Source organism: Mailhella massiliensis (genome assembly GCF_020741395.1).
Taxonomy (GTDB): domain Bacteria; phylum Desulfobacterota; class Desulfovibrionia; order Desulfovibrionales; family Desulfovibrionaceae; genus Mailhella; species Mailhella massiliensis_A.
The window spans coordinates 1-26,198 of sequence record NZ_DYZA01000075.1 but is presented as its reverse complement, the minus strand read 5'-3'; the positions used below and the strand labels follow the sequence as shown (position 1 = coordinate 26,198).

The window sequence follows — 26,198 nt, the reverse complement described above, 5'->3', positions numbered from 1 at the left end:
CGGTCGACAGTTTTTTGTCGACATAACTGCGGAATTTTCCTCCAGAGAAGGAAAAAGGCATGACGGACATGTTCAACGAGGCCCCGGCGCTGCGCATACTGCACGCGGCAGGCATGGAGGCGGCCGGCCTGAAGTACGCCTATGAGGAACACGGCGGTACCCGCGACGCGGCGGAAAAGCTCGGGGTGGACGAGCACCTCGTGGTCAAAAGCCTTGTGTTCGACAACGGGCTTGAAGGAGAAGAGAGGCTTGCCGTCATGGCGCTCATACATGGAGACGAACGCGTTTCCATGCACAAGCTTGAGCGCCTTTCCGGCATACGCCGCCTCCTGCCCTCATCCCCGGACACGGCTTTCGCCCTCACCGGCTACATGCCCGGAGGCATCTGTCCCTTCGGACTGAAGACGCCTCTGCCCGTCTTTGTGCAGGAAACGCTTCTGGAATTGCCGATCCTTTACATCAATGCCGGAGTGCGCGGCATGGTGGCGGCCTTGCATCCTTCCGCGCTGAGCCTTATTTCTCCGATTCCGGGGGATCTGTCCGGCCAGCAACGGCGCAGAACCTTTTGACATGGCCCGGCCCATGGACTAAAATGCCTCCGCCTGAGAAGCCCGAAAAGCCGCGTCTCCCTTCCCGCGGAAAACGGCCCTTGCTGCCCGCCTTCGCACAGAGGGAAGAGTGCATGTGGGGGGATGTTTGCAGAAGAGACAAAGGGAACGCTCCCGGGGCGAGGTCGTTCTTCAGGCTTTTTTCCACCTGCCATGAGTGAGGCTTTAGCGGCAGACTTCCGCCGCAAAGACGGAGGCGTACGCCCTCATGGCCCGGCCGGACGGAAGCCGGCGCCGTCCGCAGCCGGTACGCGAACCTGCCTGGAGGTCATGTGCAGCAGTTCAACAAAACAACCTACAGCGAAAAAGTCGCACAGCTTATCATGCAGCGCATCCGCAGCGGCAAACTCAGGCCCGGCGACCCCGTGGGAGAAGCAGCCCTGGCCGAAGAATGCGGCATAAGCCGCGCCCCGGTGCGCGAGGCTCTGCATCACCTGGAAGCCGAAGGGCTGCTCATGTCGCACCCCAAAAGGGGGAAGTGCGTCACCATACTCACGCCGGAAAAGATACGCGCCAACTATGAGCTGAGCGCCATACTTGAAAGCGAGGCAGCCGTCCTCGCCGCAGAACACATGCCCCCGCAGGTACAGGCGAGGCTCACCTCGCTCATGGACGAAATGCGCGCCGCCGTCGCCTCCGGAGACAGCTACGAAGAACACGCCGACCTCGGGACACAGTTCCATGAAACCATACTCGGCCTTTCCGACAACGCCCTGCTCCGTTCCCTGGCCTCGCGTTTCAGCCGGGTAATCTCGAAATTTCTCCTCTACCAGGAATGGCGTACCATCTACACCCCGGAGGAGCTTTTCGACAGGCACAACCGCATCTACGAGGCGCTCTGCTCCCGCGACCCGGACCGCATACGCAAGACCATACGCGCCCATTACGCCGAATCCGTGGGCAGGCTCGCCTGTTTCTGCGACAGGCAGAAGCCCGCGCGCCGCAAGAAGGGCGACGCCCACTTCCCCACCGAGTGAACGCCGCTCCAGAAAAGGCGCGGACCTGCCGCTTTTGTCGACAGTAGACAGTTGACTAAATATGCGGATACCGGTATTGCTTGCTTAAAACGCGGTAAATTCCGCGCGGCATGCGTCTTCCCCGTCACATGCAACAGCTCTGGGCACCCCAGAGAAAGGAGTTCTCTATGGCTAACATGAAGGCTAAATATCTGGGCGACCTGCGCGTCGAATGCACGCACATCGCGAGCAACACCACCATCATCACCGACGCTCCCGTAGACAACAACGGCAAGGGCGAAGCCTTTTCCCCCACCGACCTCTGTGCCACGGCCCTGGCCTCCTGCTGCATGACTATCATCGGCATCTACGCCAAGCAGCACGATGTGGATGTAACGGGTACGGAAATCTCCATCACCAAGGTGATGAGCGCCAATCCCCGCCGCATCGGCAAGATTGAAGTCATTCTCGACATGCCCGACCGCGAATACACCGACCGCCAGAAGGCCGCCATCGAGCACTGCGCGCATACCTGCCCCGTGCACCTCAGCCTGCATCCCGATGTGGAACAGGTATTTGTGTTCAACTGGAAACGCTGATATAAACGCAGGATCTTCCGAGAAAGGGACTCCCGAGCCTCTTTCCCGGCATAACACGCAAGGAGCGATTCCATGAAAAACATCGTCTTTTCCGCCGATGCCCCTGCGGCTATCGGCCCCTATTCCCAGGCCGTGAAGGCCGGCGACACCCTGTATCTTTCCGGCCAGATCGGCATGAACCCCGCCACCGGCGAACTCGTTTCCGCTGATGTGAAGGAACAGGCCGCCCAGGCTCTGAAGAACATGAAGGCCGTGCTTGCCGCCGCCGGCTTCACCGTCGACAACGTGGTGAAGACCACGGTGTTTCTCACCGACATGGCCGACTTCCAGGCCGTGAACGCCGTGTATGCCGAAACCTTCGCTTCCGACGCCCCCGCCCGCTCCTGCGTGGCCGTGGCCGCCCTGCCCAAGGGCGCCCGCGTGGAAGTGGAAGCCGTCGCCGTTCTGTAGCGGTCTTCACGCCTTCGGCGTTTTCCGGGCCGCTGTCCTCTGACGGCGGCCCTTTTTCTTTTCCTCCGGCCCGCCCGCGGGGAAAACTCCCGCTCCCCGTACCTTCTATCCGACCGGGCTCAGAGACGGAAGCGCCGCTTCGCCCGGCAAGCTTCCGGCAGATGAAGGCAAGGCCCGGATCCCCGCCCTTCCCGGGAGCCTTCCAACCAAGAGGACTGTTGATGAAAAAAACGCTCGGCATCATCGGCTGCGGAGCCATGGGGCGCCTCATCGGCCTTCATGTCCAGAAAGAGCTTCCGCACCTGTACCATCTCGGGGGCGTCTCTTCCCGCACGGAGGAGCACGCCGCAAAGCTCAGCCGGGAACTTTGCGTGCCCGCCCTGCCCGTGGATGAACTCATCCCCCGCTGCGACATATTGGTAGAGGCGGCCACGGCTTCCGCCATGCCCGGTATTGTCCGCTCCTGCCTTGCCGCACAAAAGGAAGTCGTCTGCCTGAGCGTGGGCGGCTTTTCCCTGGATACCGGACTTCTTGAGGACGTGATGGGCCAGAGCTGCCTTGTCCATGTGCCTTCGGGTGCGGTGGCGGGCCTCGACGGCATACGCGCCCTGCGTGAAATAGGGCTGGACAGCCTTGCCGTGACTACCGTAAAGCGGCCGGAAAGCCTGGGCCTTGCCGATATCTCCGCTCTTCCTCCGGCTGAGGGATGCTCCGCTTCCGCACAGGCGAAGCTGGTCTTTGAAGGAAATGCCGCCGAAGCCATACGCCTTTTCCCTGCCAACGTGAACATCGCCATAGCCCTTTCCCTGGCCGGAAACGGCTTTGAACAGACCAGGGTGCGCATCATTGCCGACCCCGGAGCGCAGGGCACAAGGCATCAGATCACGGCCCGGGCCGGGGCATGCTCCCTGGAAACTACCGTCACCCCCGCGCCCCTCAGGGAAAATCCCAGAAGTTCCGCTCTGGCCATGTATTCCGTCCCTGCCCTGCTCCGACAGCTTGCCGCGCCGCTGCGCCTTGCCGGATGAGCTTCTGCCAAGGAGAAAACCATGTCCCAGGAAATTGAAGTACGCTTTGAACAGATAGGCGATATCTACACCGTGCACACGGGTTCTCCCGTGCTCGGCGACATTGTCATGGATTATTCCGGTTATCCCGAAGACGCGCGGGGAGGCAATTCCTCCATTCTGCTCATTTCCGCCGCCCTGAGCTGTTACTGCGGCAGCGTACGCGCGGCCCTCGTGGCCCGGGGAGTACCCTTCCGTTCCCTTCAGGCCGTGGGAAAAGGCACCAAAACCATGAATGAACAAGGTTCCATGCGCCTTTCCTCCCTCAGCATCGACGTGGCCGTGGATATCGACGATGTCTGGCTTCCCCAGCTGGAACACTGTGCGAAAATCGTGAAGCGCTGCCTCATCACCGCTTCCTTGCTCGACGGCATAGACGTGACGCACAATGTGCGCCGGGCCTAAACGCTTCAGGCAGACAACGCGTTTTTCTCTCTTCCGTGCAGCCCCCGCAGCCTGGCCTTGCTTTCGCCTGCCTGCGCCCGAACCCAGAATAGCCCGGCCTGCGGCGCGGCCCGCGGAAAACGGAAGCTCGGCCTCATCAAGACGCCCCGGCCGGACGCGGGCGGCCCGGCATTGAAGCCCGGAGACTCCCCTCTTTCCATGGAAAAAGCCCGTCTGCTTATGCAGGCGGGCTTTTTGACATACGCGAGAATCCGCCGCACCCCACAGGGGCGCAACATCTCATCCCCGAAGAAAAACATGTACGGCGCAGCCCTCAGCCTGTTCATGGCCGAAACCCGAGCCGCTGAAATTCACGGATGACACACTTCTTCGAGGAATTATGAAAACAATTTCCGCAAGGCTTAGAAGTCAGGCACACATTCCAGGCTGAGGTCGTTGGGAATGACCATGACGGGGATGCGGGTCTTACCGATGATGCTTTCGGAAGGCTTGTTGAACAGGCCGCCGAACAGGCCCTTGGTGGACATGCTGCCGATGACGATGAGGTCGGCGCAGTACTTGTCGATGACTCTGAGAAGCTCATCTTCCACCTTGCCTTCGGTCAGCACGATGGTGGTATCGAGACCGGCGAAGTGCTTTTCCACATACTTGGTGAAGGCTTCCTCATTGGCCTTGCGGCTTTCTTCAATGAGCTTTTCCACCATGCTCTTGCTGCCGGTGCGGCGAAGAACGGCCTCATTGTCGGCAGCAACGTGCACGAGAATGAGATTGGCGCCGTTCTGGCGGGTGATATCGGCCGTGTACTGCGCCACGTCGTCAGGATTTTCGGAAAGGCTGATGCAGCAGACGATATTGGAAAAAACAGACATGGTAACCTCCTGTTTCATGATGGCTTTCATCACTTTTTACTTTTCTTACTTTCAATAATAGGGCGCACATTGTCAAGCTGGTGTTTAAAAACACATGTCCCGGCCATGCAAAGAAAAAAACGTCCGAAAAACGACCTCCTCTGCGGAAAAAAAACCTTTACACCTTTTCTCAGGCGCAGCGGAATACTTCCCTTCCTCTTTCTTCAACGCGCATGGCCGGGCTTTCCCAAGCAAGAAAGGCCTCTCCCCCGCGTTTTCGGCAAAAAAGCAGACGTTTTCCTGTCTCCAGGCCGTATTTTATGCCTCTTCCCTGTGCACGGGACCATGTTTTCCACGCCTCTCTCCCTTCGGCCGGAAGAAATGCAGCCGCACATGACGCCCCGCGCCCTTGCCGAACATTTTCAATGTGAAATTACTCTAATACCCCGTTCTGGAAAGAATATTGGCAAAAAACTTCACAAAAAATGATACGGTAAAAAACATTTAGCAATATCAATATTATAAAATAATTACTTTTTTCCATCCCAAAAGCTCCCGAACGCCCTCGACGCTGGATCGTCTTCATGGGCAAGCCCGCCGGCAGAGATCGAAAGACAGCACCTTCCGTCGCCATTCCATGGTTGACATGTGCCGGAAGCTTTGACACATGGTGAATATGCCTCCATCCGGCGCACAGCTTCTTGAGAATATGAGGCAAGCGGAATATGCAGAGTGCAGGAATGTCTTCCGCGACGGTGTACAGGTAACCGGTACAAACCGGAAGGAGAGCCGCCGACATGTCTGTCGAGGGAAACGGCTGAGCCCTGACGGGATACGATGATCTGTGAAAGGGATGTCCGCACTGTGGGTATGGCTACCGCAGCTCCGGGAAGCCGCGCATATCTTCAGAAAACAGCCAGACGAAGAAAGGAGAATGCCGATGCTCTCCAGGCGTCATGCCGTGGTCAATCCCAAAAACTGTGTCGCATGCGGCACCTGTGAAAGTGTCTGCCCGCGCCATGCCGCCATGGTCGTGCATGGCTGCCGGGCAGAAATCAACATCGACATGTGTATCGGATGCGGAAGATGCGCCGCATCCTGCCCGGCCAACTGTATCGAAATTGTGGAAAGGGAAAGGCGGGACGCCCATGAAGCGGCACTGGTATGACTATTTATGGATATGGACCATCCTTTATTTCAGCCTGGGATTTTTCAACATCCTCTTCGCATGGCTGGGGATGATCGACTTTCTGGTTCCGCTCGGCTTCGCAATCTTCGGGGGAAACAAGCTATTCTGCAACCATTTCTGCGGGCGAGGCCAGCTGTGCATGAAACTCGGGCATGAGCTGAAGTATTCGCGCAACAAACCTACGCCTGCATGGCTGTATTCCCCCTGGTTCCGGTACGGATTTCTGCTTTTTTTCCTAACCATGTTCGGGAACATGCTCTTCCAGACGTGGCTCGTGGGATCCAGGGCGGCATCTCTCAGGCAAAGCGTCACTCTGTTCTGGACATTCCAGCTTCCCTGGCACTGGGCATACACGGAAAGCTCCGTCCCGGAATGGGTGGCGCAGTTCAGTTTCGGCTTTTACAGCATCATGCTCACCTCATTTATCCTGGGGCTTGTGATGATGGCTCTGTACAAGCCGCGAACCTGGTGCGTCTTCTGCCCCATGGGCACCATGACGCAGGGAATCTGCAAGCTTCGTTGCAGGAAGAAATAGCGCCATACCTTCCCCTTCCCTCAGGCCGCCTGCCCTGCGCCACAGACGCCTTGCCCCGCTCAGGTGCGCCACGCCCTGTTTTCCCTGCCTCTCATGCCCCATGCCCTTGTCACGGGCGGCATGAGAGTGTACCTGCGCCGGCAGTTCTTCCGAAGGATAAAAACAGGCATGCCCTCAAACGCCTTCCCCTGTGCCAACAACTCCTTGCCTCCCCGCCTGCCGGACGTCCTTCAGGGAAAACTCCGGGCCCCCTCCCGGGGCAAGACGCTTTCCTTCCGGCAAAACGACAGGTGAAGCGGCCATACTTCCCGCCCTGAACATTGAGGTCTCCCCCGTCGGGCTCCTTACTGACCTTTTCGCCCTTCTTCGCCCGCCCATGCAGACCGGGCACTCCGGTATCCGTCAAGACCGCGGGGCCTTTCCGCCGTGTCGGTATCGGCTGCTTCCGTGCCGTTCACGACAAAAAGATACCAATAGTGCAATAAAAGCTTCTCGACAGAGCCGGAGAGCTCATAGAAAGGCAGAGACAGGTAAAAGCAAAGCCTCATAAGGAGTTGCACTCCTTATGAGGCTTTGTAACCATACCGTGGTCGGGGCGACTGGATTTGAACCAGCGACTCCCTGCTCCCAAAGCAGGTGCGCTACCCCTGCGCCACGCCCCGAAAAAAGGCTGCCCTGCAGAGGTCACAGGGCAGCCTTGGTGTCAAGCTATGCCTTAGCGGGCAATGACGTTGAATTCGTCGCGGCGGTTCTGAGCCCACACAGCTTCACCGGTGCCTTCCACGGCGGGACGTTCCTTGCCGTAGGAGATGATGTCGAGCTGTTCGGCGGGCACGCCGAGGCGGATCATGTATTCATAGGCGGCGCGGGCACGACGTTCGCCGAGGGCGAGGTTGTATTCCTGGGTGCCGCGTTCGTCGCAGTTGCCTTCAATGCGCACGCGGATGGAGGGGAACTGCTTCATCAGTTCGGCCTTCTGCTGGAGCATGTCGCGGTATTCGGCCTTGATATCGTACTTGTCGAAATCAAAGTACACAACGCCGTCGGTGATCTGCTGAGCGGCAGCGTCAACAGCGGAGGTGCTGGCCACGGGAGCGGCTTCCACATTTTCCACTTCAGCATTCTTCTTCGCGCAGCCGGCGCCCATGCCGAGAGCCAGAGCAAGAACCACAACCAGGCCAAAAGACTTCAGAGACTTCATGATAACTCCTCCTGAGAGTTAATTCATAATATTTCTCTCTCCCGCTCTTCCCTCTTAAATATAGAGCGTGGAAAGAAAACTGCACTTACAGGCAGAAGGGCATATTACCCTCACACTTGCCGTTGTCAAGCTTACGGAGGGGGGAATTCGCCCGGAAATTTAAATTATTTTACTTCCCCCAGCTCGGGAACGAGGCATTACCCGGTCCGGTGGGAACCTGTTTCGCCTCGCCGCCGTGGCGCGTGGTGAGGTAAATCTGGGAAGAGCCGCTCCTTGTGGAGGTGAAGGCCACAAAGTAACTGTCCGGCGCAAAGGCGGGCTGTTCGTCCCTGCCGGGGCCGAACGAAATCTGCTGCTCATAGCCCGTGACCATATCGTGCACGAAGATGCGGAAGCCCGAAGGCGTGGCCTTGGTGTAGGCGATGAGCGTTCCGTCGGGACTGATGCAGGGTTCGGAGTTATAAGAACCGTCCATGCTCACGCGGGTTACCGCGCCGGTGGTGAAATCCTTCAAAAACACCTGCGGGCTGCCCAGGCGGCTGGAGGTGAATGCCATTTTGGTGCCCGTGGCGTCGAAGGAAGGCGATACGTCGATGCCCGCGCTCTGCTCCAGGGTACGCTCGCGCTGGAACTGACGGTTCAGAAGAAAAATGTCGGGATAATGGCCCGTGGAAAGGCTCACGGCTACGCGGTTGTCAGGCAGAAAGCACGGACCGATGACGGTGTTTCCCGGGAAACGCACACGCTTGACCGTGTTGCTCATGCGGTCCCACACGCCGAGGGCGTGGGTACTGTCGTCCAAGTGGCTGAACACCACATAACGGCCATCCGGCGACCAGGAAGGCGACATGGCGGAACCGGGAATGTTGGTGACTTGCCGAAGATCTCGGCCCGTGGCGCGCACCACCCACACGTCGCGCTTGCGGCCGTTGCCCTTGACGAAGGCCAGGGAGCTGCTGAAGAATCCGCGCGCACCGGTGAGGGCCTCCATGAGGTCGTCGCAAAAGCGGTCGGCCACATTGGGCACCTCGGTATGGGTCACCCCGGCATAGGCGTTACCGAACACGAACTTGCCGGAATAGGTCTCAAAAACGCGAAGCTCGACGGTGCTGTTTTCCTTGTCGCCGTTCGGCCAGTGGGCCGTGACGAGAAGGTCGGCACCGGCGATCTGGAAACGGCGGAAATCCACCTCCGGCCCCTGCCAGGCGGAAAGCACCGTGCCGCCCAGGACGGCGGAAGGCGAGGTAAGGCGCATGAAGGGCAGATAATTGAGGTTGGCGGTTATGGCGTCGTTCAGTTCCGCACCCAGTGACGTGGCGCGCTGGCCGGGAGCAGTGAGGGGGGAGGCCATGGCCAGATTGATCTTGTTCTGGCCCGCGCCGTAAATGTCCACCATGGTGGCGGCACGGCAAGGCAGGGCCAGAGCCAGCACCAGAAGGACGACGAAGCTATGGAAAAGAGGAAGGAATCTGCGCATAGGTGACACCCTTGCATGGATTTTCGGGCCGGATAAATGCTGAGGTCGGCCCGGGGAGGCTAGAGCATATTCCCGCCCGTGCCCGCGGTCAAGAGCGCGCCCTGCCCCCTTTCCGGGGAAAAGCCCCAGACCGGAACGTCAGGCCCCGGACTCTGCAAGGCAGGTGAGAGCGTCCGCCTTCCGGGAACGCGGGAGCTTTTTTATCCGCCTCTCCAGCCTGAGCGCATCCTCACGGCAAAAGCCCCCGGCACAGGCGACGAGGCTCACCGGCCTGCGGCCGCAGGTATATTTTGCCCCGCCCGGAAGAAGGCCGTTGTGCATGGCCACACGACGGGGTACGTCGAGGCTTATGCCGCAGTAGAGCGTACCGTCGGCACAGAGAAGAAGGTACACGCTCCACGCCCCTCCAGCCATACCTCTACGCCGCCTTCCCGGGCCGGGCCGCAAGCTTCCAGCCGAGGCCCGCGAGAGCAATGCAGCATACGCCGTTCAGGCCCGCATTGAGCAGGGCGAAGACCGTATGATCCGCCTGCCAGAGCAGCACGGTATCCAGCGCAAAGGAGGAAAACGTGGTGAAGCCGCCGAAAAAGCCGGTGGCGAAAAAGGCCGTAGCCGTGGGGTAGCCGGAGCGTGAGCGGGAGGCTATCCCCATGAGCAGGCCCAGAAGGAAGGATCCGGCCATATTGACGCATAAAATACCTACGGGCAGAACCGCACCCGCCGCTTCCGTCACCCTGTTGCCGATTTCCACACGGCATACCGCGCCGAGCGCACCGCCGACAAGTACGGCCAGAACCTGCTTCAGAAAGGATTTCATGCCCTCTTCCATCCTTTAAAGAAAATGTTCCGGGACACGCACGCCCGGGGAAAAGGCCCGACGGAGTTCTCCGGGCTCTCCGGCTGAAGCCCCGCCTCACGACGCAGTAAAAAGCGCAAGCCCGAGAACCGCTGCACCGAGGCCGAGCACCATGTTGAGCGCCGCGTTGGCCGCCGCGCCCCACACCCGCCCCGCGCGCAGAAGCTGGAAGCAGTCCATCGAAAAAGTGGAAAAAGTAGTGAGGGCTCCGCAGAAGCCCTGAATAAGAAAAGTCGCGAGCACGCCGTGAACCTGCTCCGCCATGGCGGCATACACGGCCCCGATGATGAAGCAGCCCGTCACGTTGACAAGGAGCGTCCCCACGGGAACCCCCCTGCCGAACAGGGCTACGGAAAGAAGCCCCGCGCCATAGCGGCATGCCGCGCCGAGTGCCCCACCCGTCGCCACAAGAATCAAAGAACTCATACATCCTCCAGGGGCGGAGCATCTGCATTTTCCGCTCCCCTGTCAATGTCTGTCCGGGAGGGAGGCTTTCACCAAGCCCTCCCGGCAGGGAAAAAACGCCGGATGCGGAAAGGCCGGAACCCAGCCTCCAACGAAGGCTACAACCTGTAGGCCGACTCCCCGTGCAGGGCTTCATCGAGCCCCTCCAGCTCCTGCGCGCGGCTCACGCGGATGGGGCCGAAATGACTGATGACCTTGAGAATGATCCAGGTTCCCACAAAGGACCAGGCCGCCACCACGCCCACGCCGAGAATCTGGATGAAAAACTGCTCGATGCCTGCATGCACGTCGTTGATAGCCGCAGAGGCGAACACTCCCACCAGAAGCGACCCGGTGAGCCCGCCCATGCCGTGGGCACGCCACACTTCCAGAGCATCGTCGAAGTGGAGCTTCGCCTGCACGCACTTGGCATAATAGCACACCGCAGCCCCTGCAGCGCCGATGATGATCGCCGCCCACGGCGGAACATAGCCTGCACAGGGCGTGATGGTGGCAAGCCCTGCCACCGCTCCCACGAGAATACCGGAGAAGGAAGGACGGCTCGCGCTGCGCCAGTCGAGGAACATCCATACCAGCATGGCAATGGAACCGGCTATGGTGGTGTTGGTGAAGGCGTAGGCGGCAAGCCCGTCACCCGCATAGGCACCGCCCGCATTGAACCCGAACCAGCCGAACCAAAGAAGGCCCGCGCCCACGGCCACCAGGGGCAGGTTGTTGGGTTCCGGGTGTTCGCCGGGAGCTATGTCGTCACGCGGGCCGAGGAACAGCACGGAAGAGAGGGCCGCAAAACCGGCGCTCACATGCACCACGATGCCGCCTGCGAAATCCGCCACCCCGAGCTTTTCCAGAAAGCCCCCGCCCCACACCCAGTGACACACGGGAATATAGATGAAGATCATCCACAGCACGAGGTACTGAAGGTAGCCCCGAAAGTTGAAACGCCCGGCAAAGGCCCCGGTGATGAGCGCAGGCGTGATGATTGCGAACATGAGCTGATAGGCGAAAAACAGGATAAAAGGCACGGTGACGGCATAGTCGCGGCTGGGCGCGGCACCCACCTTGTCCAGGGCGAAGTGATAGGTGATATCGCCTATCACGCCGCCTATATCCGGCCCGAAAGCCAGGCTGAAGCCGCCGAATATCCATATGACGGCAATCACGCCCATGGAAATGAAGCTCTGCATCATGATGGTGAGCACATTCTTGCGGCGCACCAGGCCGCCGTAGAAAAAGGCCAGCCCCGGCGTCATGAGGCAGACCAGTGCCGTACAAAACAGGATGAAAGCAGTATCTCCGCTGTCCGCTGTATACATGGAACACTCCCGTCAGTCTGAAGGTGAAACGTCGCTCCCCTTCTGTGCGAAATGCACATGGGGCAGCAGAAAAAGCCACGCGGCAATGACGAAGGGGAAGGTGAGCGTAGGAATGCCGAGAGGTGCGAGGGCCACGTTGAGCGCCCCCTGCGCCACCACGGTGAACACCGTCCCCAAAAAGGCGTAAAGGAGCACTCGCCAGCCCGGGCGGTAGAAGGTGGAGCCGAGGCCTATGGCCGTAAGCACGGCGCTGAACTGATAAAGCCCCGCCTCCACACTTCTGCCGTCCGCGCCGAGAACAAGCGCCACGGCTATGGCCAGTACGGAGCCGCCCCATCCGAGCAGGGCGGCGGGCAGGGAGCTCGCCGCGATGCCGGCGAGGAAAATCGCCCCGGTAACGGCGTTATCGATGAGAAAGACCTGGGAAACTCCGGTAAAGGTCGCCCGGAACAAAGCTTCCAGCCCGGGGATCACGGCCAGGGCCGCACTCGGCTGAGCAGGCAGCGAAGGCTCGGGCAGGGCTACAATGTCGAAGTGGACGAAATTGTAGGAAGCAAGCAGGATGAACCAAGTGGTGAACACGAAAGGCCCCGTCATGGCCGACACCTTCCAGGAACTTAAAAAGCTGGAAACGGCCATCATGATGACGGTGGAAAAAAAGGCCCCCGCGAACACAAGCGCCCAGCACATCGGGCCGCTGCCGAAGAATACGGGCAGCGCACAACCCACGAGTATGCCGTTGTAGCCGTGCAGGCCGGAGTCGATCTCCTCGCGCGGGGCATGCAACAGGCAGGCCGCGAGAGTCCCCACGCAAAGGCCGGTCAGCGCACCTATGACGATTTCCGGCCTATCCGCCCGCCAGGAGCCCCAGGCTATGCCGAGAAGAAAGAAAAGCCCCGTCCACGGGGAATTCTGGAACATGACCTGCCCCGCCCCGCGAAGGAGCACGTCGACCACACGCGGGAAGGGGTAATACCGCGCGCCTTCCGCCGCGCCGCTGTTTTTTGAAGTGTGAACCATGTCTCCTCCTTGCCGCGCTCAGCGCCAGAGAAACTCGGAAGGAAGCGCCCTTCCCAGCACCTTCTCCCGCACCAGGGAACGGAATTCCCTCATTTTCGCCTGCACGCCCTCCACGCTGCGGCCGAGCACCCGGAAGGCAAGCCCCGCCTGCCCGGGAAGCGCAAGCGCACCGAAGGCGAGGTCCTTTTCCACACCGCTGCCCGCCTCCTCCCTGATTTCGGGAAGAAAGCGTTCGGGCACCAGGGCGAACATGTTGCCGAACACCGCATAGCCCGCCATGACGCCCACATTGCAGAACGATGTTTTTTCCGGCTCCAGCACGAGGCGCTCTTCAAAGAGCGGCTCCTTCTCCCCTGCCCGGAACACATGGAAGCCCGAAGAGTACAGGTCGAAGCCGAACTGCTCCTCCGCGTGATGCCAGCGCCTGCCCGGCATGAGTATTTCCCCGTACACAAAAGCGGCCGAAGCGGGCAGCGTGACCCAGGTATCCTGCAGAAAACGCGCGTGGCGGTGCAGAATGAGCGGGTCGGGGACGTATTCGAGCCAGCTTCCCTCTTCCAGCGTGAAATGTTGAAGAAGGGAGGCGTGGTTGTGCTCCATGACGTGCACCTTGGTAGCGCTCTGCGTGGTGACGAGGGCATGGGCGTCCCTGCCCGCGCGGACCTCCAGAGCGAGACGGTCGCCCTGCACGATGCAGCCCGTGCTCTCTATGGTGATCACACAGGCCAGGTCCGGCTGCGACTGATCCCAATACAGGGCCTTCTGCGCCAGAAGCGGCGCACGCCTGTCGAGGTCGGCGAGCACGGTGCGGCAGAGGCGCTCGTCGCGCCGGAAATCCAGCCTGAGATAGCCCACCTTGCCCACGGCCCCGCTTTTCATCTGCGGCGGCTCGTCGCGGTACGGAAAACATTCCTCCGCCCCGGCCTCCAGGTACGAAAGCGCCTTCTTTGCCGCAGCAAAACTGGAACAGTCGGGGAAAAAGCCCTTTTCCGGGCTGCGCAGCGTTCCTGCCTCAGCCATGGGCCGACTCTCCCTTCCTGCTTCGTGCAGCGTCTGCGGCATGGCCTGCGCCCCTGTCCGGAATATCAAAAAGCGCATCGCGCATGATCCAGTCGGCCAGGGTGGAAATGTTGTGCCCCGTCATGCAGTTGGTGAATAGGAAGGGCTTCTTGCCCCGCATGAGCCTGGAATCGCGTTCCATGACTTCAAGGCTTGCGCCCACATAGGGGGCAAGGTCTTCCTTGTTGATGACAAGTATGTCGGAATGGCAGACCCCGGGCCCGCTTTTGCGCGGGATCTTATCCCCGGCGGCCACGTCTATGACATAGATGAAGAAGTCGGCAAGCGCCGGACTGAAGGTGAGGGTGAGGTTGTCGCCCCCGCTTTCGATGAACACCACGTCGCTGTCGGGAAAGCGCTTTTCCAGCTCCTCTACGGCGGCAAGGTTCATGCTCGGGTCTTCACGAATGGCCGTGTGGGGACAGGCCCCGGTCTCCACCCCCACGATGCGTTCCGCGGGCAGTATGCCCGCAAGCTCCCTCTGCACATGCTTCGCATCTTCGGTAGTCACCACGTCGTTGGTGATGATGAGCGGGCGTACGCCGCGCCGCATGAGTTCCGGCACCACAGCCTCGATGACGGCCGTCTTGCCCGAACCCACCGGACCGCCCACGCCGATACGGGTGATTTTCTTCATGGTTCCTTCCTTTGGCTTTTGCGGAACACGGCGCCGCCCCGGCGAGTCCCGCGCAAAACGCGCTTTCTCAGCTCATGAACAGGCGCACGCGCGCCCCGGCATGGACGGCGGAGAGTATGTCCGTCATGGGGGCATAGCCCGTCATGCGGTCAAGGGGCGTTTCCATGGCGAGCGCGCACAGTTCACCGAACTGGGCGGATACGCGGTACAAAATGGCCTGCACGTCGAAATGCGTCACGCGCATGAGCCTGAGCGAGGCGTTCAGAATACCCATGGCCACGCCGTAGAAATATACGGTAAGCGCTTCTTCAAGCAGCGCCTTCTCCTCCCCTTCCCCTTCGTTGCGCAGGGGCGCCTCGGCAAAGGCGGAAGCGGCGAAAAGTACCGCAAGCGCCACAGGGTAGGAGCCCGGGGTACTGCCCGACTCTATCTGCGAAAGCCAGCGCGAAAGCAGGGGGGAAAGGGTGGCGCGCGCGCCGAGTTCCGTGAGCCTGCGCCCGGTTTTGACCATCATGACGCGAAATTCCTCGGGCAGTTTGCGGCGATACAGGGCGAGGTCGATATTTCTCAGCCGGGCAAGCGTGCTCTCCTGCACGGGAGCTCCCGCACTTACCGTATCTCCGCAAAGAGCGCGCAGGGCAAAGGCGAGCCCCACGGCGTCGCCCGTGGAGGCCTGACGCAGCGCTGCCGCCACATACTGCTGAAGCGTGGCCGCGTCGTGCACCACGCCTGACTGCGCCGCCGCTTCCAGTGCGCCGGAAAAGGCGAAGGCCCCGGTGGGAAGCATGGAATCACCGAACTGCATGAGCCGCACAAGGGAAAGAATGTCCACCAGGTGCTCCTTCTTCAGGTTGTACGCCGGACCTCAGGCATGGGGGCCGTGATGATGGATGCCGGCCGGATTTTCCGCGCCGCCGAAAAGAAGACGAGCCTCCTCCCGGGAAAGCCGCGCGCTCACCTCTTCCCCGGCAAGGAAGGAAAAGCCCGTGCCGGGCACGGCGTGCGTGTCCATGACTGCGCCCATGACCTTTTCATCCGCCGCCATGGGCACATAGACCATGTCGCCCTTCACCACGGCGGGCCAGTGCTGATTGCCGAGCGCATGCCCCAGGCGCACGGCGGCGCTGAGGGCCTCATCCGCGGGCAGGCGCTTCAGGCCCGCCATGTCCACGGCCATGACGGGACGCAGCCTGATGCGGCATATCACGGCCTCATGCGACGCTTCATCCCAGAAAAGTATGTCGCCGTCGCGCAGGAAGGCCCCGCGCTCAAGGGCCACGGCCATGCTCCGGCCGCCCTCGGTTTCCTTGCGCAGGCGGTTCTTCTGGGCCTCCCACTGGGAAAGTTCCAGAGTGTCCACCTTTGCGCCTTCAAGGCGCTTTACCCACGCCGCGTCCGCCCTGTTGCCCAGCACCTTTTCCACAATGTCCATACGATTCCCTCCGGGGCCCGCGGCCGCCTTGTCTTCGCCGCCCGCCCGGAGATCCGGGCGGGCGGAAGTTCATGAAATCGCCCTCGCGATTTCCCTTGGAAACATCCCGCGTCAGCTGAAAAAGTAGAGCTGACCCAGACTCGCGCGCTGCACCGGGGGAACAGTGACGTGCACGCCGTCCACCATGACGGCAAAGGTTTCGGGATTGACCTCGATATGAGGCGTTGTGTTGTTGCGCACCATGGCGTGCTTGGTCAGGGTGCGGATGCCGTGCACTGCTTCCACGCGGCTCTTCAGGCCGAGCTTTTCCTTGATGCCGCGCTCCATGGCTGCCTGCGAAGTGAAGGTAATGCGGCTTGTCTGCTGCAGAAGGCCGGTGGATCCGAACATGGGCCGGTAAATGACAGGCTGCGGCGTGGGCAGGGAAGCATTGGGATCGCCCATGATGGACCACGCTATGGTGCCGCTCTTGATGACCATGTAAGGCTTGGCCCCGAAGAACTGCGGCTGCCAGAGCACGAGGTCGGCCACCTTGCCCCTTTCCACGGAACCGATGAGGTGGGACACGCCCTGAATGATTGCCGGGTTGATGGTTACCTTTGCCACATAGCGCAGCACGCGGAAGTTGTCGTTGCCGGGCGCGTCTTCAGGCAGGGAGCCCCGCGCGGCCTTCATGGCGCTCGCCGTCTGTATGGCGCGCGTCCAGTTCTCGCCCACGCGGCCCATGGCCTGGGAATCGCTTGCAATGCAGGAAATGGCGCCCATGTCGTGAAGCACGTTTTCCGCCGCTATGGTTTCAGGCCGCACGCGGCTTTCCGCAAAGGACACGTCGGAAGGCACGTTGTGGTTCAAGTTGTGGCAGACCATGATCATATCGAAAAGTTCTGCCTGGGAATTGATGCCGAAAGGCAACGTGGGGTTGGTGGAACTCGGCAGCACGTTGGGCTGGCCCGCCACGCGGATGATATCCGGCGCATGCCCGCCGCCCGCGCCTTCGGAATGGAAGGTATGGATGACGCGGCCTTCCATGGCAGCTATAGTGTCTTCCACATAACCTGCCTCGTTCAGCGTGTCGGTGTGAATAGAAACCTGCACGTCCATCTTATCCGCCACGGAAAGAGCCGCACGGATGATTGCGGGCATGGCTCCCCAGTCCTCATGGATCTTGAAGCCGCAGGCCCCGGCCTCTATCTGCTCACGCAGGGGGTCTTCGTTGTAGGCATGGCCCTTGCCCAGGATGCCGATATTCACGGGAAGGCCTTCCGCCGCTTCCATAAGGCGATGAATATTCCACGCGCCGGGGGTGATGGTGGTACCGTTGGTGCCGTCCGAGGGGCCTATGCCGCCGCCGAAGAAGGTGGTGATGCCGTTGGAAATGGCCGTCTGTGCCTGCTCGGGGCAGACAAGGTGCACATGGGCGTCGATGCCGCCTGCCGTGAGGATGAGGTGTTCGCCGGAAATGGCGTCCGTGGCGTTACCCACCACGAGGTTCGGGTCCACATTGTCCATGACGGCGGGATTGCCCGCCTTGCCTATGCCCGCGATGCGGCCGTCGCGTATGCCCACGTCGGCCTTGATGACGCCAAGCACAGGGTCGATGATGGTGGCGTTGGTGATGACGAGATCGAGCACGCCGTTGTCGCGGGGGGAATGGTCGTCCCCGCCCATGCCTGCGCGCAGAGTCTTGCCGCCGCCGTAGATGACTTCATCGCCGTAGCCGCGCAAATCCTTCTCTATTTCTACATAGAGATCCGTATCGCCGAGCCTGATCTTATCGCCCACGGTGGGGCCGTACAGGCTGGAATATTCCTGTCTTGAAATCTGGGGCATGTCGCTTCCTTGGGTTAGACGGATTTCGCGTTCTTGAAGCCGAGGGCCAGGGCCTTCGCCACATTGAGGGGCTTCGCGTGGCTGTCCCCGGCCCAGGAATCCACAAGGTTGTTGAAGCCGTACACATTGCACAGCCCGCCGAAAGGTACCAGGGACACGGTTTTCTCATCCCCCGGCTCAAAGCGTATGGCCGTGGTGGAAGGAATGTTCAGCCTCATGCCGTAGGCCGCCGCACGGTCGAATTCCAGGGCGCGGTTGACCTCGAAAAAGTGAAAGTGGGAGCCTACCTGCACGGGCCTGTCGCCGGTGTTGCGCACCTTGAGGCTCACGGAAGGCCGGGACTCGTTGAACGTGATGGGGCCGTCGGCAAAAATATAGCCGCCGACGGGAGCTTTGGGAGAATCTGCCATATCTGCCTGCCTTTGTTGTGCCGCACGTGCGGCGTGATGAAGTTTCCGCCGGAAGGATGCTCAACTTATGGGGTCGTGCACGGTGACCAGGCGGCTGCCGTCGGTGAACACGGCCTCCAGCTGCACAAAGGGGATCATTTCCGGCACGCCTTCCATGACATCGGCGCGGGTGAGCGCCTTGCGCGCGTCGTTCATCACTTCTTCCACGGTCTTTCCGGCTCTCGCGCCTTCCAGCGCCGTGGCGGTAATGACGGCGACCGCCTCAGGATGATTGAGCTTCAGCCCTTTTTCCCTGCGGCGCTGCGCCACTTCCGCCAGGGAGAGCACCAAGAGTTTGTCCATTTCTCGCGGGGTAAGGTGCATGGGTCCTCCTTCTGATAGGGATGAAAAACGGCGTCATGCCGTCTTCAAGGCAAGCCTACCGGCGGGCCCGTGAGAGGGACATTGTAATAATCGACTGCACCGTGAGAAAAATGCAAAGAAGGCCGCGCTGTTTCTGCACGCCGCTTTTTCCGCACCTGTCCCGGACAGCCGGAGAAAAGAAGCCTCACCCGGGCATGGGACTTCTCTGCACGGCCTTGCCGGGCACGCCCCAAAAGGCGTCATAAAGTAAGATTAATCAAATAAAGTAATATTTATCATACTTTTTTGAGCTACGCAGCCTGCCTCTCTTCTCCTGTCCGGACGACGGGAGAAGGCCAAAAAAAAGCCTCTCCCTGAGGAGAGGCGCAGAATCGAAGGAAGGGGAACTAGCTTTTAGGGGCGGTCTTTTTCGAGGAAGCCGTTTTTGCGGCGCTTTTCTTCTTGGTTGAAGCCGCCTTTTGGGCCGTGCTCTTCTTGGAAGAGGAGCTTTTCTTGGCAACGCTCTTTTTCTTCGTGGAGCTTTGTTTTTTCACCGTGGACTTTTTTTTGGAGGAAGATTTCTTTACTGCGGACTTTTTCTTTGCATGGCCGGATTTGGCGAGTGCCTGCCTGGCGGCCGCCGCGTCGGCCTCCGTGCCCTTGGTCACTACCTGCTTGGGAGTGGGCAGGTAGGCCATGGGATTCATCTGCCTGTTGTCGCGCAGAAGCTCGAAATGCAGATGCGGGCCGGTGGAACGGCCGGTGGAGCCCACACGGCCTATCATGAGGCCCGGTTCCACCCTGTCCCCCTTGCGTGTGAGTATCTGGCTCATGTGAGCGTAGCGGGCGCGAATGCCGTCGTCCTGCTGGATTTCCACCATGTAGCCGTAGCTTCTGTGATATTCGGCGCACACCACCACGCCCCCGCGAAAGGCCATGATGGGAGAACCGAGGGGCGCGCGGATATCTATACCCTTGTGTGAGCGTCGCGAGGAACGTCTCACACCGTAAGGGGATGTGATGCACACCGTTTCTCCGGCGGAGCAGAGTGCCTCCTTGGTGTGCATGGCCGCCAGTCTGCGTTCTTCGGCGCTGCCGGGGGCGGGCATGTTCCACTGCCCGGTACTTCCCGGCACACTCTCAAGCTGGAGCACGCCCGAAGGCAGGGAAAGGGAAAGCGGATCGCTCGTCAGTTCCAGGGAATCTCCGTACAGGGCGTGATGCTCCTCCAACGCGGAAACGCTGAGAGAGGAACTGGACACCAGGATCCCGGGCTTCTGGGCAGCAAGGGACAGCTCCCTGTCGAGGACAAGGGAGTCAAAAGAGTCGGAAGAATCCGCCGTTTCCTCCGGCGCGGGCACGGAAGTCTCGGGCAGGGTTTTCTGTTTCGGCGCACAGGCCGTCTGCGAAAGTCCCGCGCAACCCATGAGGGCGCAGCACAGAACCGTAGCGGCAAATCTTCGGGCTGATGACATTCCTTCTCCTTGGCGAACCGGAATAAAGGTACCCTAGTTCATCATTATACACAGGGAAGAGGCAAGAGGCAAGCGCCCTACTCTTCCCGCACGTTCAGAATGACGGCCTCGCTTCTGAGCGGGCTTACCTTGCCGAGGCGCACATGAAGCTCCTGGCCGGGGAAGACCTTTTCCCCGAAGAGGTTGCGCCGGCCGCGCAGTCCGAGCTGCACTTCGGGCAGGAACACGCTCACCCACATGTCGTTTTCCTCGGCCACTTCAGCCTTCCAGCAACATTCCTCGCCGTGCAGGCGGGACTGCTGTTGTATGTAGAGGTATTTCCAGTAGCGCGGGCGGAAACGCTGCACCTGCCCCGCCGCCTCCAACCGTATGGAGAGATTCAGAAGCATGGAGGAGAGTTCCTCACGCGACCAGCGGGGCGAACCCTGGGCGAGCACATGCAGAAGCTGCGCCTCATTGACGAGGTCGGTAAAGCGGCGCAGCGGCGACGTGACCGGGCTGTAGGCGGCAAGTCCCATGCCCGCATGCGGACGGGGCATCACGTCCAGCGAGGCTGCCACAAGGATGCGCACCACGCGGGCGATATCCGGCGCACTCCTCCACACCCCGGCGTATTCCCGGGGCACGGCCACGTCCTGCGTGCGGAAAAGAAGGGGCACGTCGTTCTTCACGGCCCATTCCGCAAGGACGGCGTTGGCCACCACCATAAGTTCAGCCACCAGAAGCTGCGCCCGCGGCGCGGCGGGAATGTCCTTTATCTTTACCGTCACGTCCGCACCCTCGCCTTCGAGCTCGAAATCAAGCTCCGGGCGCTCGATGATCACAGCGCCGTGCTCCACGCGATAGGCGAGACGCTTCTCGCTCATGGCGCAGGCGAGGCGCAGGGATTCCGCATAGGGCGAGGCCTCATTGTCCGCGCCGTCCAGCGCGGCTTCACAGTCGGGGTAGGCGAGGTTCTTCGCTATCTTCACCGTGGCCGTGCGGAAGGAGCCTTCGCCGAGAGTCCCGTCCGGGGCAATATGCGCGCCTATGATGAGCGCCGGGCGCGCCTCGCCTTCAAAAAGGCTGAACGCCCCTTCGCCGAGTGCCTCGGGCATCATGTGGCAGTTGCCTTCCGGCAAGTAGATACTTGTGGCCCTGTGGAATACGGCCCGGCCCAGCGGGCTTTCAAAATCCCAGAACCAGGCGGGACAGGCCAGCGCCACCTCCACCTCCCAGCCGCCGTCGGAAGATGCGGCGATGCGGAAGGCGTCGTCTATGTCGCGGGTGCTCGCGCTGTCGATGCTGATGAAGGCAGTCTCCTCGGCGGGAGGCAGCTTCCCGCCGCTCTCCACGGCACGGATGAGCGCCTCCGTCTCTTCAGCAAAGGGCTTTTCCCAGTCCGTGCCCGCCTCGTAGTCCGCGCGGTCCATCCAGAAATTGTAATGCTCGGGCACCAGGCCCCATGTCATGGCGAGATAAAGCGCGAGATGCGGATCGTCCGGCAGGCCCTTAGTCACCTGCTTCCAGAGCGCCTCGTCCTCCATGGTCTCCGGGTCTATCATGCGGGCGCGGAGCATGCGTTCCAGCCTCTGGCGCACGGCCTCATCAGGCGCTGTGGAACTGTCCGGCGCGGCATGACGGCCCACGCGCGCCTCCCACAGACGGCGGAACCAGTCCGCCCCGCCGCAGACCATGGCCTCGCGCACGCGCGCGGCTTCTTCCGCCTGACGGCGCGATTCCACCGTGGCGGCGTCGTAAATCTCAAAAACCGGCGGCTGAAAGCGAAAGTGCGTCTTGCACTGCAAAAGAGCGCGGCCGCAGGCCGCCACCGTGTCGGCATCGGGGCTGGTATAGCCGAGTTCCGCAAACCATTCGGCCGGAGCCTTGTCCATTTCGCCCTGGGCCATTTCCCACAGCTCCATGGGAGCCACCTCGGAAGCGAGGCGTTCGCGGCGCTCGCGGTGCCTGTTCAGAAGATCCACCACGGCGTCCTTGCTCTGCTGAGCGCCGTAGGCTGGCCCGGCCCAGGGAAGTATGCGGGAGGCGGACAGAGTCGTTTCGCGGCGGTTCGGCAGAAAAAGGCGCAATTTTCCCTTCTGCTCTTCCATCACCCACGCTATCTGGGGCTCATTCCCCTGCATGAATTCCACAATACAGCCCGTGCCCGGGTACTGCACGATATGCGATGCCATGATTTCTTCCTGAAACAGATTAAGAGGTGTCGCCCGCGCCGCCGTGAAAAGCCTTCCCCGGGAGCCCCCCGGAAAGAGAGTACCCTTCGGGGCAAAAGCGCCGGGGCGAAAGGCCCCGGCAGAAAAACGCCCCATGAAGGGGCAAAAAAAGCGCCGGACAAAAAAAACTGCCCGGCGCAGACGGCATCAATGCTTGAAAGAACGCTGGCCGGTGTAGACCATGGCGACCTGAGGTTCATGTTCGTTGCAGGCCTGCACCACTTCCCAGTCGCGGATGGAGCCGCCGGGGTGGGCAATGGCCGTCACGCCCTGGGCCATGACTACGTCCACGCCGTCGCGGAAGGGGAAGAAGCCGTCGGACACCACTACGGAACCGATGAGCCCGCCCTTCTCTTCCCGCGTTTTGCGGTTGATCTCTTCCAGAATCGCGGCGGCTTCGGCGTCGGCAAGGGCCTTCTGCTGAAGCTCATACAGGGAAAGGCCGGTGCGGCGGAAGGAAAGTACGTCGGCATGCTTGGTATAGGCCTTGTGAATGGCCAGTTCCGCACAGCCCACACGATCCTGCTCGCCGGTACCGATAGCCACGGTGGCCCCGTCGCGCACGAAAATCACGGAATTGGAAGTCACGCCCGCTTCCACGGCCCAGGCAAAGAGCAGATCCTCCGCTTCCTTCTCCGTGGGCTTCCTCGCCGTGAACACGGCGCCGTCCTTCTTCGCTCCGGTGGCGGGAATGAAGTCGTCCACGCTGTTTATGCGGTTCACGAAGGACTTCTGCATAATGATGCCGCCGTCGGTAAGGCTCTTGAAGTCGAGCATGGGAATACCTTTGAGCTCGTCGAGATGCGCAAGGCCAGGCAGCTCAAAAATACGCAGGTTCTTGCGCCCCTTGAGCACGTCCACCACGCCTTCCTCAAAGGAGGGTGCGGCCACCACTTCAAAATACTGGGAGGCGATAAGCTCCGCGCACTTCATATCCAGCGGACGGTTCACCACCACCGCGCCGCCGAAGGCCGCGATGCGGTCACACCAGAAAGCGTTGTTCAAGGCGTCGAAAAGCGTGTCGGCCCAGGCCGCACCGCAGGGATTGTTGTGCTTCAAAATGGCGGCAGCGGGCTTTTTGGAAAGATACTGGAGAATATTACAGGCGTTGTCCACGTCGGTGAGGTTGGTCTTGCCAGGATGCTTGCCCGACTGCACCATCTGTTCTTCCGTAAGGGCGGAAACGATGCCCTGCTTCGGGGAACGCCACTTGAGATGCGCCACCTTATTCTCGCCTTCCACGAACTCATAGAGCGCGGCGGGCTGATCGGGGTTTTCGCCGTAGCGCAGGCCGCGCACTTCGCCGCCCATCTCCCAGGTGCGCTTGTGATAGGTAAGCACGCTGTCTCCCAGCGTGATGGTCATGGTATCGGGAAAACCGTCCGCAACAATGGTGCGATACATATCTTTGAGTTCGCTCATGTCAACTCCGCACTGGCGAAAAATGTTTGGAATTCCCTCCCGCAGCGCGGGAGGCGCGGCGGCGACAGAGGCGCGGCCCCGCGCCCCATGGGGAAACTGATTTTTTATCATAAAAAATGCAAGCGGGCAAATTGCCCTTTTTCCGCCAGCCCGGCGGAAAAGAAGGGGGGAAATTTCATTTGCCCGCACCCGCCTTGCGGGGTATAAGGGGGCAGCCCAAAAGCGAGGAATAGGATGGAACAGATGCTGCTCAAAATGGCCCGCCAGCTCAACGCCATGGACGAGGCCTCCCTCATGGCCCTGTGGAACAAGTACCTGCAAAGGGTGCAGGATTTCGACGCTTCCCGGGAATGGGAAGAAGCCGCCATCGTGCTTTCCCTGCTCCAGGCGGTGCGCGGGAAGAACCAGCTTTTCAATACCAAATGGGAAGAGCGGGAAGCGATGCGCAAAAGCCGGCCCGAACCGAAGCGCGAAGACCTGCGCCCATGGCGGCGCATGGAGCCCCGGGAAAAGGAAGAAGAAAAGGCCCCCGCGAAAAAAGCCACGGTACTCGCCTTCCGCTCGAAAAAGTCCTGAACCGTTGCGCCGCGCGGCGGCTGCTTTTCCCTGCGGCGGGCCCTTTTCCGCCTGCGCCGAAAAACGCGCGGCATGCCGCGCCCTTTCCCGCACTATGACGGGCGGAACAAGACCTTCTGCGCCGCAAAAATGCCCCGCTGTACCTGAGGCGGCCTGCATCCCCCTTTTTCGCCTCTTCCGCAATGCCGGAAAAGGCGGGGAAAAACGCAATGCGCTTCCGCGAGGCCGAAATTCCTGCCCCGGCTCCCGACCTCCGGGATGCGGGCTTCCCGGACTCACGCCGTTCCGAACAAGGCGGCTCAAGCCGCGCCCTGCCGCCCCGAAATCCGGGCATGCGGCTCCCGAAAAGTCGCTCCCTTACATGCAAGGCGAAGTTCTACGCCTTCTGGCAATGCGGGCACCACACCGTAGAGCGGCCCGCCACGGAAGCCGAGGCCAGCTTTTTTCCGCACACAAGGCACGTCTCCCCGGCTCTTCCGTACACAAAAAAGCGGTTCTGGAAGGCCCCCACGTCCCCTTTTGCCGTGCGGTAATCGCGTATGGAACTGCCGCATTCGTGGATGGAATCGAGCAGAACCTCCACAAGAGCGCGGTGCAGCTTCGCGAGCCTTGCCGGAGAAAGTTTTTTTCCCGGAGCTTCGGGCCGTATCCTTGCGCGGAAAAGGCTCTCGTCGGCATAAATGTTGCCCACTCCCGCCACCACGGACTGATCGAGCAGAAGAGCCTTGACCGCACGGCCGGAAGAAAAACGCGCGGCAAAGGCTTCATCCGTCATTTCCAGAGGCTCCGGCCCCAGCTTCTTCCAGAAATCCCACGCCCCCAGCTCATCCGCGCACACGGCCCGCGCCTGCCCGAACTTGCGCGCATCGTCGAAAAAGACGCGCCTTCCGTCGTCCAGCGTAAGGACGACACGGGTATGCTTTCCCGGCTCCTCGCCTTCGCCGTACACGAAAAGCCGCCCCGTCATGCGCAGGTGAAAGGCCAGGGCCGTCACTTCCCCGGAGATCCTGCCGACGAGGGAGGGCCGCCCCTGCTCCACGCCGTGCGCGGAATAGAAAAGCGGCCAGAGCGAGGCCTCACAGGGCGCGGGAATCTCCGCCTCCGGGTGCGGAAAGCCCTCCTCCTGCGAAAGGTAGAGAAAAAGCAGCTTGCCGCGCCTGCCCGTGCCGCGTATGACGGGCCGCAGCCCCGCCACGGCTTCGGGCGCCGTCAGCCCCTGCCACGAGCCCTTGTTCAGCACCTCCACGTCCACGATGCGCCGCCCGCATACCTGCGGCGCGAGCGTGCGCGCCACGGTCTCCACTTCGGGAAGTTCCGGCATTATTTTCCCTTACTTCTTTTTAAAATAACCACACCATCTTTTTCAGATAGATCATACTCGCGAAGAGTATTGAGAGCGCCTACGCCTCCAGCTGCAACAGCTATGGATACAGCAGTGCAGGCAACCGAAATTCCACCAATTCCACCACCAAAAGCTATTGCTGCCGGGAGAAGGACACCTGTGGCGGGAGCACTTGTTCCCCCTGTCGGAACTATGGCCAAAGTTGCCACGACAGCAACACCGATAGCCCCTATGGCAACAACACAGGCAACCTTCCCAGTCGCCTTTATTTTTATGACTTTACGTCTGAGATCACCTTCGATTTCTATCGTATCCTTTTCTTCCTTGAGCGCTTCTCCCAGTTCCTTTTCAGTACGGACCCTTGCTGACGACATATTTTTTTCCTGAGAAAACAAATAATTAATAAATAAAAAAGGGGAAGGAGCACTCGCCCCTTCCCCCGATGAAACCGGACTAACCGGCAATCTTAGC

At 60.8% G+C, this 26,198-nt stretch carries 29 protein-coding genes and 1 tRNA gene; 9 read left to right on the top strand and 21 right to left on the bottom strand.

All coding sequences use genetic code 11. The features are described from left to right. Positions 1–59: 59 nt before the first annotated feature. The 6 genes from K8W16_RS04125 to K8W16_RS04100 all read left to right on the top strand — a co-directional run bounded on the left by K8W16_RS04125 (position 60) and on the right by K8W16_RS04100 (position 4,085). Positions 60–569, top strand: a complete 510-nt coding sequence (locus K8W16_RS04125) for an aminoacyl-tRNA deacylase (RefSeq protein WP_304121381.1) — start codon at positions 60–62, stop codon at positions 567–569. A 311-nt stretch (positions 570–880) separates the two neighbouring features. Continuing rightward, complete coding sequence (locus K8W16_RS04120) at positions 881–1,585, top strand: GntR family transcriptional regulator (RefSeq protein ID WP_304121380.1); 705 nt, start codon at positions 881–883, stop codon at positions 1,583–1,585. Between the two features lie 167 nt (positions 1,586–1,752). Further along, on the top strand, positions 1,753–2,163 hold the full coding sequence (locus K8W16_RS04115; RefSeq protein WP_304121379.1) for an OsmC family protein: 411 nt from the start codon (positions 1,753–1,755) through the stop codon (positions 2,161–2,163). Between the two features lie 72 nt (positions 2,164–2,235). Then, positions 2,236–2,613 (top strand): RidA family protein, encoded by a 378-nt coding sequence (locus K8W16_RS04110; RefSeq protein WP_304121378.1) that lies wholly within the window; start codon positions 2,236–2,238, stop codon positions 2,611–2,613. A gap of 221 nt (positions 2,614–2,834) precedes the next feature. Further along, positions 2,835–3,641 carry an aspartate dehydrogenase domain-containing protein gene (locus K8W16_RS04105; protein WP_304121377.1) on the top strand — a complete coding sequence of 269 codons (807 nt, stop codon included), beginning with the start codon at positions 2,835–2,837 and terminating at the stop codon, positions 3,639–3,641. A 21-nt stretch (positions 3,642–3,662) separates the two neighbouring features. Further along, positions 3,663–4,085, top strand: coding sequence for an OsmC family protein (locus K8W16_RS04100; RefSeq protein ID WP_304121376.1), 423 nt, complete (start codon positions 3,663–3,665; stop codon positions 4,083–4,085). A gap of 401 nt (positions 4,086–4,486) precedes the next feature. Here the strand turns inward: K8W16_RS04100 and K8W16_RS04095 are convergent, their stop codons facing one another. Then, the gene (locus K8W16_RS04095; RefSeq protein WP_304121375.1) at positions 4,487–4,954 is read right to left on the bottom strand and encodes a universal stress protein; all 468 of its coding nucleotides are present in this window, start codon (positions 4,952–4,954) and stop codon (positions 4,487–4,489) included. A gap of 919 nt (positions 4,955–5,873) precedes the next feature. Between K8W16_RS04095 and K8W16_RS04090 the strand changes: the two genes are divergently transcribed. Both K8W16_RS04090 and K8W16_RS04085 read left to right on the top strand, forming a co-directional pair. Next, positions 5,874–6,101 (top strand): 4Fe-4S binding protein, encoded by a 228-nt coding sequence (locus K8W16_RS04090; RefSeq protein WP_304121374.1) that lies wholly within the window; start codon positions 5,874–5,876, stop codon positions 6,099–6,101. After that, entirely contained in the window at positions 6,082–6,657 is a 576-nt protein-coding gene (locus tag K8W16_RS04085) for a 4Fe-4S binding protein (RefSeq protein WP_304121373.1), read from the top strand. The genes K8W16_RS04090 and K8W16_RS04085 overlap by 20 nt, the downstream gene beginning before the upstream one ends. A gap of 587 nt (positions 6,658–7,244) precedes the next feature. Here K8W16_RS04085 and K8W16_RS04080 read toward each other — a convergent pair. The 18 genes from K8W16_RS04080 to K8W16_RS03995 form a co-directional block, all read right to left on the bottom strand. Beyond that, positions 7,245–7,319 (bottom strand) — tRNA-Pro (locus K8W16_RS04080). Positions 7,320–7,372: 53 nt separating this feature from the next. Next, positions 7,373–7,858, bottom strand: a complete 486-nt coding sequence (gene pal / locus K8W16_RS04075; protein ID WP_304121372.1) for a peptidoglycan-associated lipoprotein Pal — start codon at positions 7,856–7,858, stop codon at positions 7,373–7,375. Between the two features lie 169 nt (positions 7,859–8,027). Beyond that, positions 8,028–9,254, bottom strand: coding sequence for a translocation protein TolB (locus K8W16_RS04070; protein WP_304121394.1), 1,227 nt, complete (start codon positions 9,252–9,254; stop codon positions 8,028–8,030). A 219-nt stretch (positions 9,255–9,473) separates the two neighbouring features. Continuing rightward, on the bottom strand, positions 9,474–9,749 hold the full coding sequence (locus K8W16_RS04065) for a GIY-YIG nuclease family protein (RefSeq protein WP_304121370.1): 276 nt from the start codon (positions 9,747–9,749) through the stop codon (positions 9,474–9,476). A 4-nt stretch (positions 9,750–9,753) separates the two neighbouring features. Continuing rightward, on the bottom strand, positions 9,754–10,152 hold the full coding sequence (crcB, locus tag K8W16_RS04060) for a fluoride efflux transporter CrcB (RefSeq protein ID WP_304121368.1): 399 nt from the start codon (positions 10,150–10,152) through the stop codon (positions 9,754–9,756). 96 nt (positions 10,153–10,248) lie between these two features. After that, on the bottom strand, positions 10,249–10,617 hold the full coding sequence (gene crcB / locus K8W16_RS04055; protein WP_304121366.1) for a fluoride efflux transporter CrcB: 369 nt from the start codon (positions 10,615–10,617) through the stop codon (positions 10,249–10,251). A gap of 137 nt (positions 10,618–10,754) precedes the next feature. Further along, positions 10,755–11,969, bottom strand: a complete 1,215-nt coding sequence (locus K8W16_RS04050; RefSeq protein ID WP_304121364.1) for an ammonium transporter — start codon at positions 11,967–11,969, stop codon at positions 10,755–10,757. Between the two features lie 12 nt (positions 11,970–11,981). Further along, on the bottom strand, positions 11,982–12,989 hold the full coding sequence (yut, locus tag K8W16_RS04045) for an urea transporter (RefSeq protein WP_304121362.1): 1,008 nt from the start codon (positions 12,987–12,989) through the stop codon (positions 11,982–11,984). 18 nt (positions 12,990–13,007) lie between these two features. Then, entirely contained in the window at positions 13,008–14,009 is a 1,002-nt protein-coding gene (locus tag K8W16_RS04040; protein ID WP_304121360.1) for an urease accessory protein UreD, read from the bottom strand. Next, a complete protein-coding gene (gene ureG / locus K8W16_RS04035) occupies positions 14,002–14,685 on the bottom strand; it encodes an urease accessory protein UreG (protein ID WP_304121358.1) in 684 nt (227 codons plus the stop codon). Before ureG ends, K8W16_RS04040 begins: the two co-directional genes overlap by 8 nt. 67 nt (positions 14,686–14,752) lie before the next feature. Then, positions 14,753–15,517: an urease accessory protein UreF gene (locus K8W16_RS04030; RefSeq protein WP_304121356.1), complete on the bottom strand. Its 765-nt coding sequence runs from the start codon at positions 15,515–15,517 to the stop codon at positions 14,753–14,755. A 33-nt stretch (positions 15,518–15,550) separates the two neighbouring features. Further along, positions 15,551–16,117: an urease accessory protein UreE gene (locus tag K8W16_RS04025; RefSeq protein ID WP_304121354.1), complete on the bottom strand. Its 567-nt coding sequence runs from the start codon at positions 16,115–16,117 to the stop codon at positions 15,551–15,553. A gap of 111 nt (positions 16,118–16,228) precedes the next feature. After that, positions 16,229–17,947 carry an urease subunit alpha gene (locus K8W16_RS04020; protein WP_304121352.1) on the bottom strand — a complete coding sequence of 573 codons (1,719 nt, stop codon included), beginning with the start codon at positions 17,945–17,947 and terminating at the stop codon, positions 16,229–16,231. A 14-nt stretch (positions 17,948–17,961) separates the two neighbouring features. Next, complete coding sequence (gene ureB, locus K8W16_RS04015) at positions 17,962–18,357, bottom strand: urease subunit beta (RefSeq protein ID WP_304121350.1); 396 nt, start codon at positions 18,355–18,357, stop codon at positions 17,962–17,964. Positions 18,358–18,417: 60 nt separating this feature from the next. Continuing rightward, positions 18,418–18,720 (bottom strand): urease subunit gamma, encoded by a 303-nt coding sequence (locus tag K8W16_RS04010; RefSeq protein WP_304121349.1) that lies wholly within the window; start codon positions 18,718–18,720, stop codon positions 18,418–18,420. 386 nt (positions 18,721–19,106) lie between these two features. Then, positions 19,107–20,174 carry a M23 family metallopeptidase gene (locus K8W16_RS04005; protein WP_304121348.1) on the bottom strand — a complete coding sequence of 356 codons (1,068 nt, stop codon included), beginning with the start codon at positions 20,172–20,174 and terminating at the stop codon, positions 19,107–19,109. Between the two features lie 77 nt (positions 20,175–20,251). After that, positions 20,252–22,348: a ribonuclease catalytic domain-containing protein gene (locus K8W16_RS04000; RefSeq protein WP_304121347.1), complete on the bottom strand. Its 2,097-nt coding sequence runs from the start codon at positions 22,346–22,348 to the stop codon at positions 20,252–20,254. 186 nt (positions 22,349–22,534) lie between these two features. After that, a complete protein-coding gene (locus tag K8W16_RS03995) occupies positions 22,535–23,809 on the bottom strand; it encodes an IMP cyclohydrolase (protein ID WP_304121345.1) in 1,275 nt (424 codons plus the stop codon). A 234-nt stretch (positions 23,810–24,043) separates the two neighbouring features. On the opposite strand from K8W16_RS03995, the gene K8W16_RS03990 reads away from it, so the two are divergent. Continuing rightward, entirely contained in the window at positions 24,044–24,385 is a 342-nt protein-coding gene (locus K8W16_RS03990; protein WP_304121343.1) for a hypothetical protein, read from the top strand. 376 nt (positions 24,386–24,761) lie between these two features. Here K8W16_RS03990 and mutM read toward each other — a convergent pair whose 3' ends face one another. Together mutM and K8W16_RS03980 are read right to left on the bottom strand one after the other, a co-directional pair. Next, complete coding sequence (gene mutM / locus K8W16_RS03985; RefSeq protein WP_304121341.1) at positions 24,762–25,706, bottom strand: bifunctional DNA-formamidopyrimidine glycosylase/DNA-(apurinic or apyrimidinic site) lyase; 945 nt, start codon at positions 25,704–25,706, stop codon at positions 24,762–24,764. Beyond that, the coding region (locus K8W16_RS03980; protein ID WP_304121340.1) for a hypothetical protein at positions 25,706–26,198 on the bottom strand (493 nt) is incomplete at its 5' end. The genes mutM and K8W16_RS03980, both read right to left, overlap by 1 nt.

Coding starts and splice junctions, on each gene's coding strand:
- K8W16_RS04125 (WP_304121381.1), top strand. CDS start 60: ATGACGGACATGTTCAACGAGGCCCCGGCGCTGCGCATACTGCACGCG.
- K8W16_RS04115 (WP_304121379.1), top strand. CDS start 1,753: ATGGCTAACATGAAGGCTAAATATCTGGGCGACCTGCGCGTCGAATGC.
- K8W16_RS04110 (WP_304121378.1), top strand. CDS start 2,236: ATGAAAAACATCGTCTTTTCCGCCGATGCCCCTGCGGCTATCGGCCCC.
- K8W16_RS04105 (WP_304121377.1), top strand. CDS start 2,835: ATGAAAAAAACGCTCGGCATCATCGGCTGCGGAGCCATGGGGCGCCTC.
- K8W16_RS04100 (WP_304121376.1), top strand. CDS start 3,663: ATGTCCCAGGAAATTGAAGTACGCTTTGAACAGATAGGCGATATCTAC.
- K8W16_RS04095 (WP_304121375.1), bottom strand. CDS start 4,954: ATGTCTGTTTTTTCCAATATCGTCTGCTGCATCAGCCTTTCCGAAAAT.
- K8W16_RS04090 (WP_304121374.1), top strand. CDS start 5,874: ATGCTCTCCAGGCGTCATGCCGTGGTCAATCCCAAAAACTGTGTCGCA.
- K8W16_RS04085 (WP_304121373.1), top strand. CDS start 6,082: ATGAAGCGGCACTGGTATGACTATTTATGGATATGGACCATCCTTTAT.
- pal (WP_304121372.1), bottom strand. CDS start 7,858: ATGAAGTCTCTGAAGTCTTTTGGCCTGGTTGTGGTTCTTGCTCTGGCT.
- K8W16_RS04070 (WP_304121394.1), bottom strand. CDS start 9,254: ATGGTGGACATTTACGGCGCGGGCCAGAACAAGATCAATCTGGCCATG.
- K8W16_RS04065 (WP_304121370.1), bottom strand. CDS start 9,749: ATGGCTGGAGGGGCGTGGAGCGTGTACCTTCTTCTCTGTGCCGACGGT.
- crcB (WP_304121368.1), bottom strand. CDS start 10,152: ATGAAATCCTTTCTGAAGCAGGTTCTGGCCGTACTTGTCGGCGGTGCG.
- crcB (WP_304121366.1), bottom strand. CDS start 10,617: ATGAGTTCTTTGATTCTTGTGGCGACGGGTGGGGCACTCGGCGCGGCA.
- K8W16_RS04050 (WP_304121364.1), bottom strand. CDS start 11,969: ATGTATACAGCGGACAGCGGAGATACTGCTTTCATCCTGTTTTGTACG.
- yut (WP_304121362.1), bottom strand. CDS start 12,989: ATGGTTCACACTTCAAAAAACAGCGGCGCGGCGGAAGGCGCGCGGTAT.
- K8W16_RS04040 (WP_304121360.1), bottom strand. CDS start 14,009: ATGGCTGAGGCAGGAACGCTGCGCAGCCCGGAAAAGGGCTTTTTCCCC.
- ureG (WP_304121358.1), bottom strand. CDS start 14,685: ATGAAGAAAATCACCCGTATCGGCGTGGGCGGTCCGGTGGGTTCGGGC.
- K8W16_RS04025 (WP_304121354.1), bottom strand. CDS start 16,117: ATGGACATTGTGGAAAAGGTGCTGGGCAACAGGGCGGACGCGGCGTGG.
- K8W16_RS04020 (WP_304121352.1), bottom strand. CDS start 17,947: ATGCCCCAGATTTCAAGACAGGAATATTCCAGCCTGTACGGCCCCACC.
- ureB (WP_304121350.1), bottom strand. CDS start 18,357: ATGGCAGATTCTCCCAAAGCTCCCGTCGGCGGCTATATTTTTGCCGAC.
- K8W16_RS04010 (WP_304121349.1), bottom strand. CDS start 18,720: ATGCACCTTACCCCGCGAGAAATGGACAAACTCTTGGTGCTCTCCCTG.
- K8W16_RS04005 (WP_304121348.1), bottom strand. CDS start 20,174: ATGTCATCAGCCCGAAGATTTGCCGCTACGGTTCTGTGCTGCGCCCTC.
- K8W16_RS04000 (WP_304121347.1), bottom strand. CDS start 22,348: ATGGCATCGCATATCGTGCAGTACCCGGGCACGGGCTGTATTGTGGAA.
- K8W16_RS03995 (WP_304121345.1), bottom strand. CDS start 23,809: ATGAGCGAACTCAAAGATATGTATCGCACCATTGTTGCGGACGGTTTT.
- K8W16_RS03990 (WP_304121343.1), top strand. CDS start 24,044: ATGGAACAGATGCTGCTCAAAATGGCCCGCCAGCTCAACGCCATGGAC.
- mutM (WP_304121341.1), bottom strand. CDS start 25,706: ATGCCGGAACTTCCCGAAGTGGAGACCGTGGCGCGCACGCTCGCGCCG.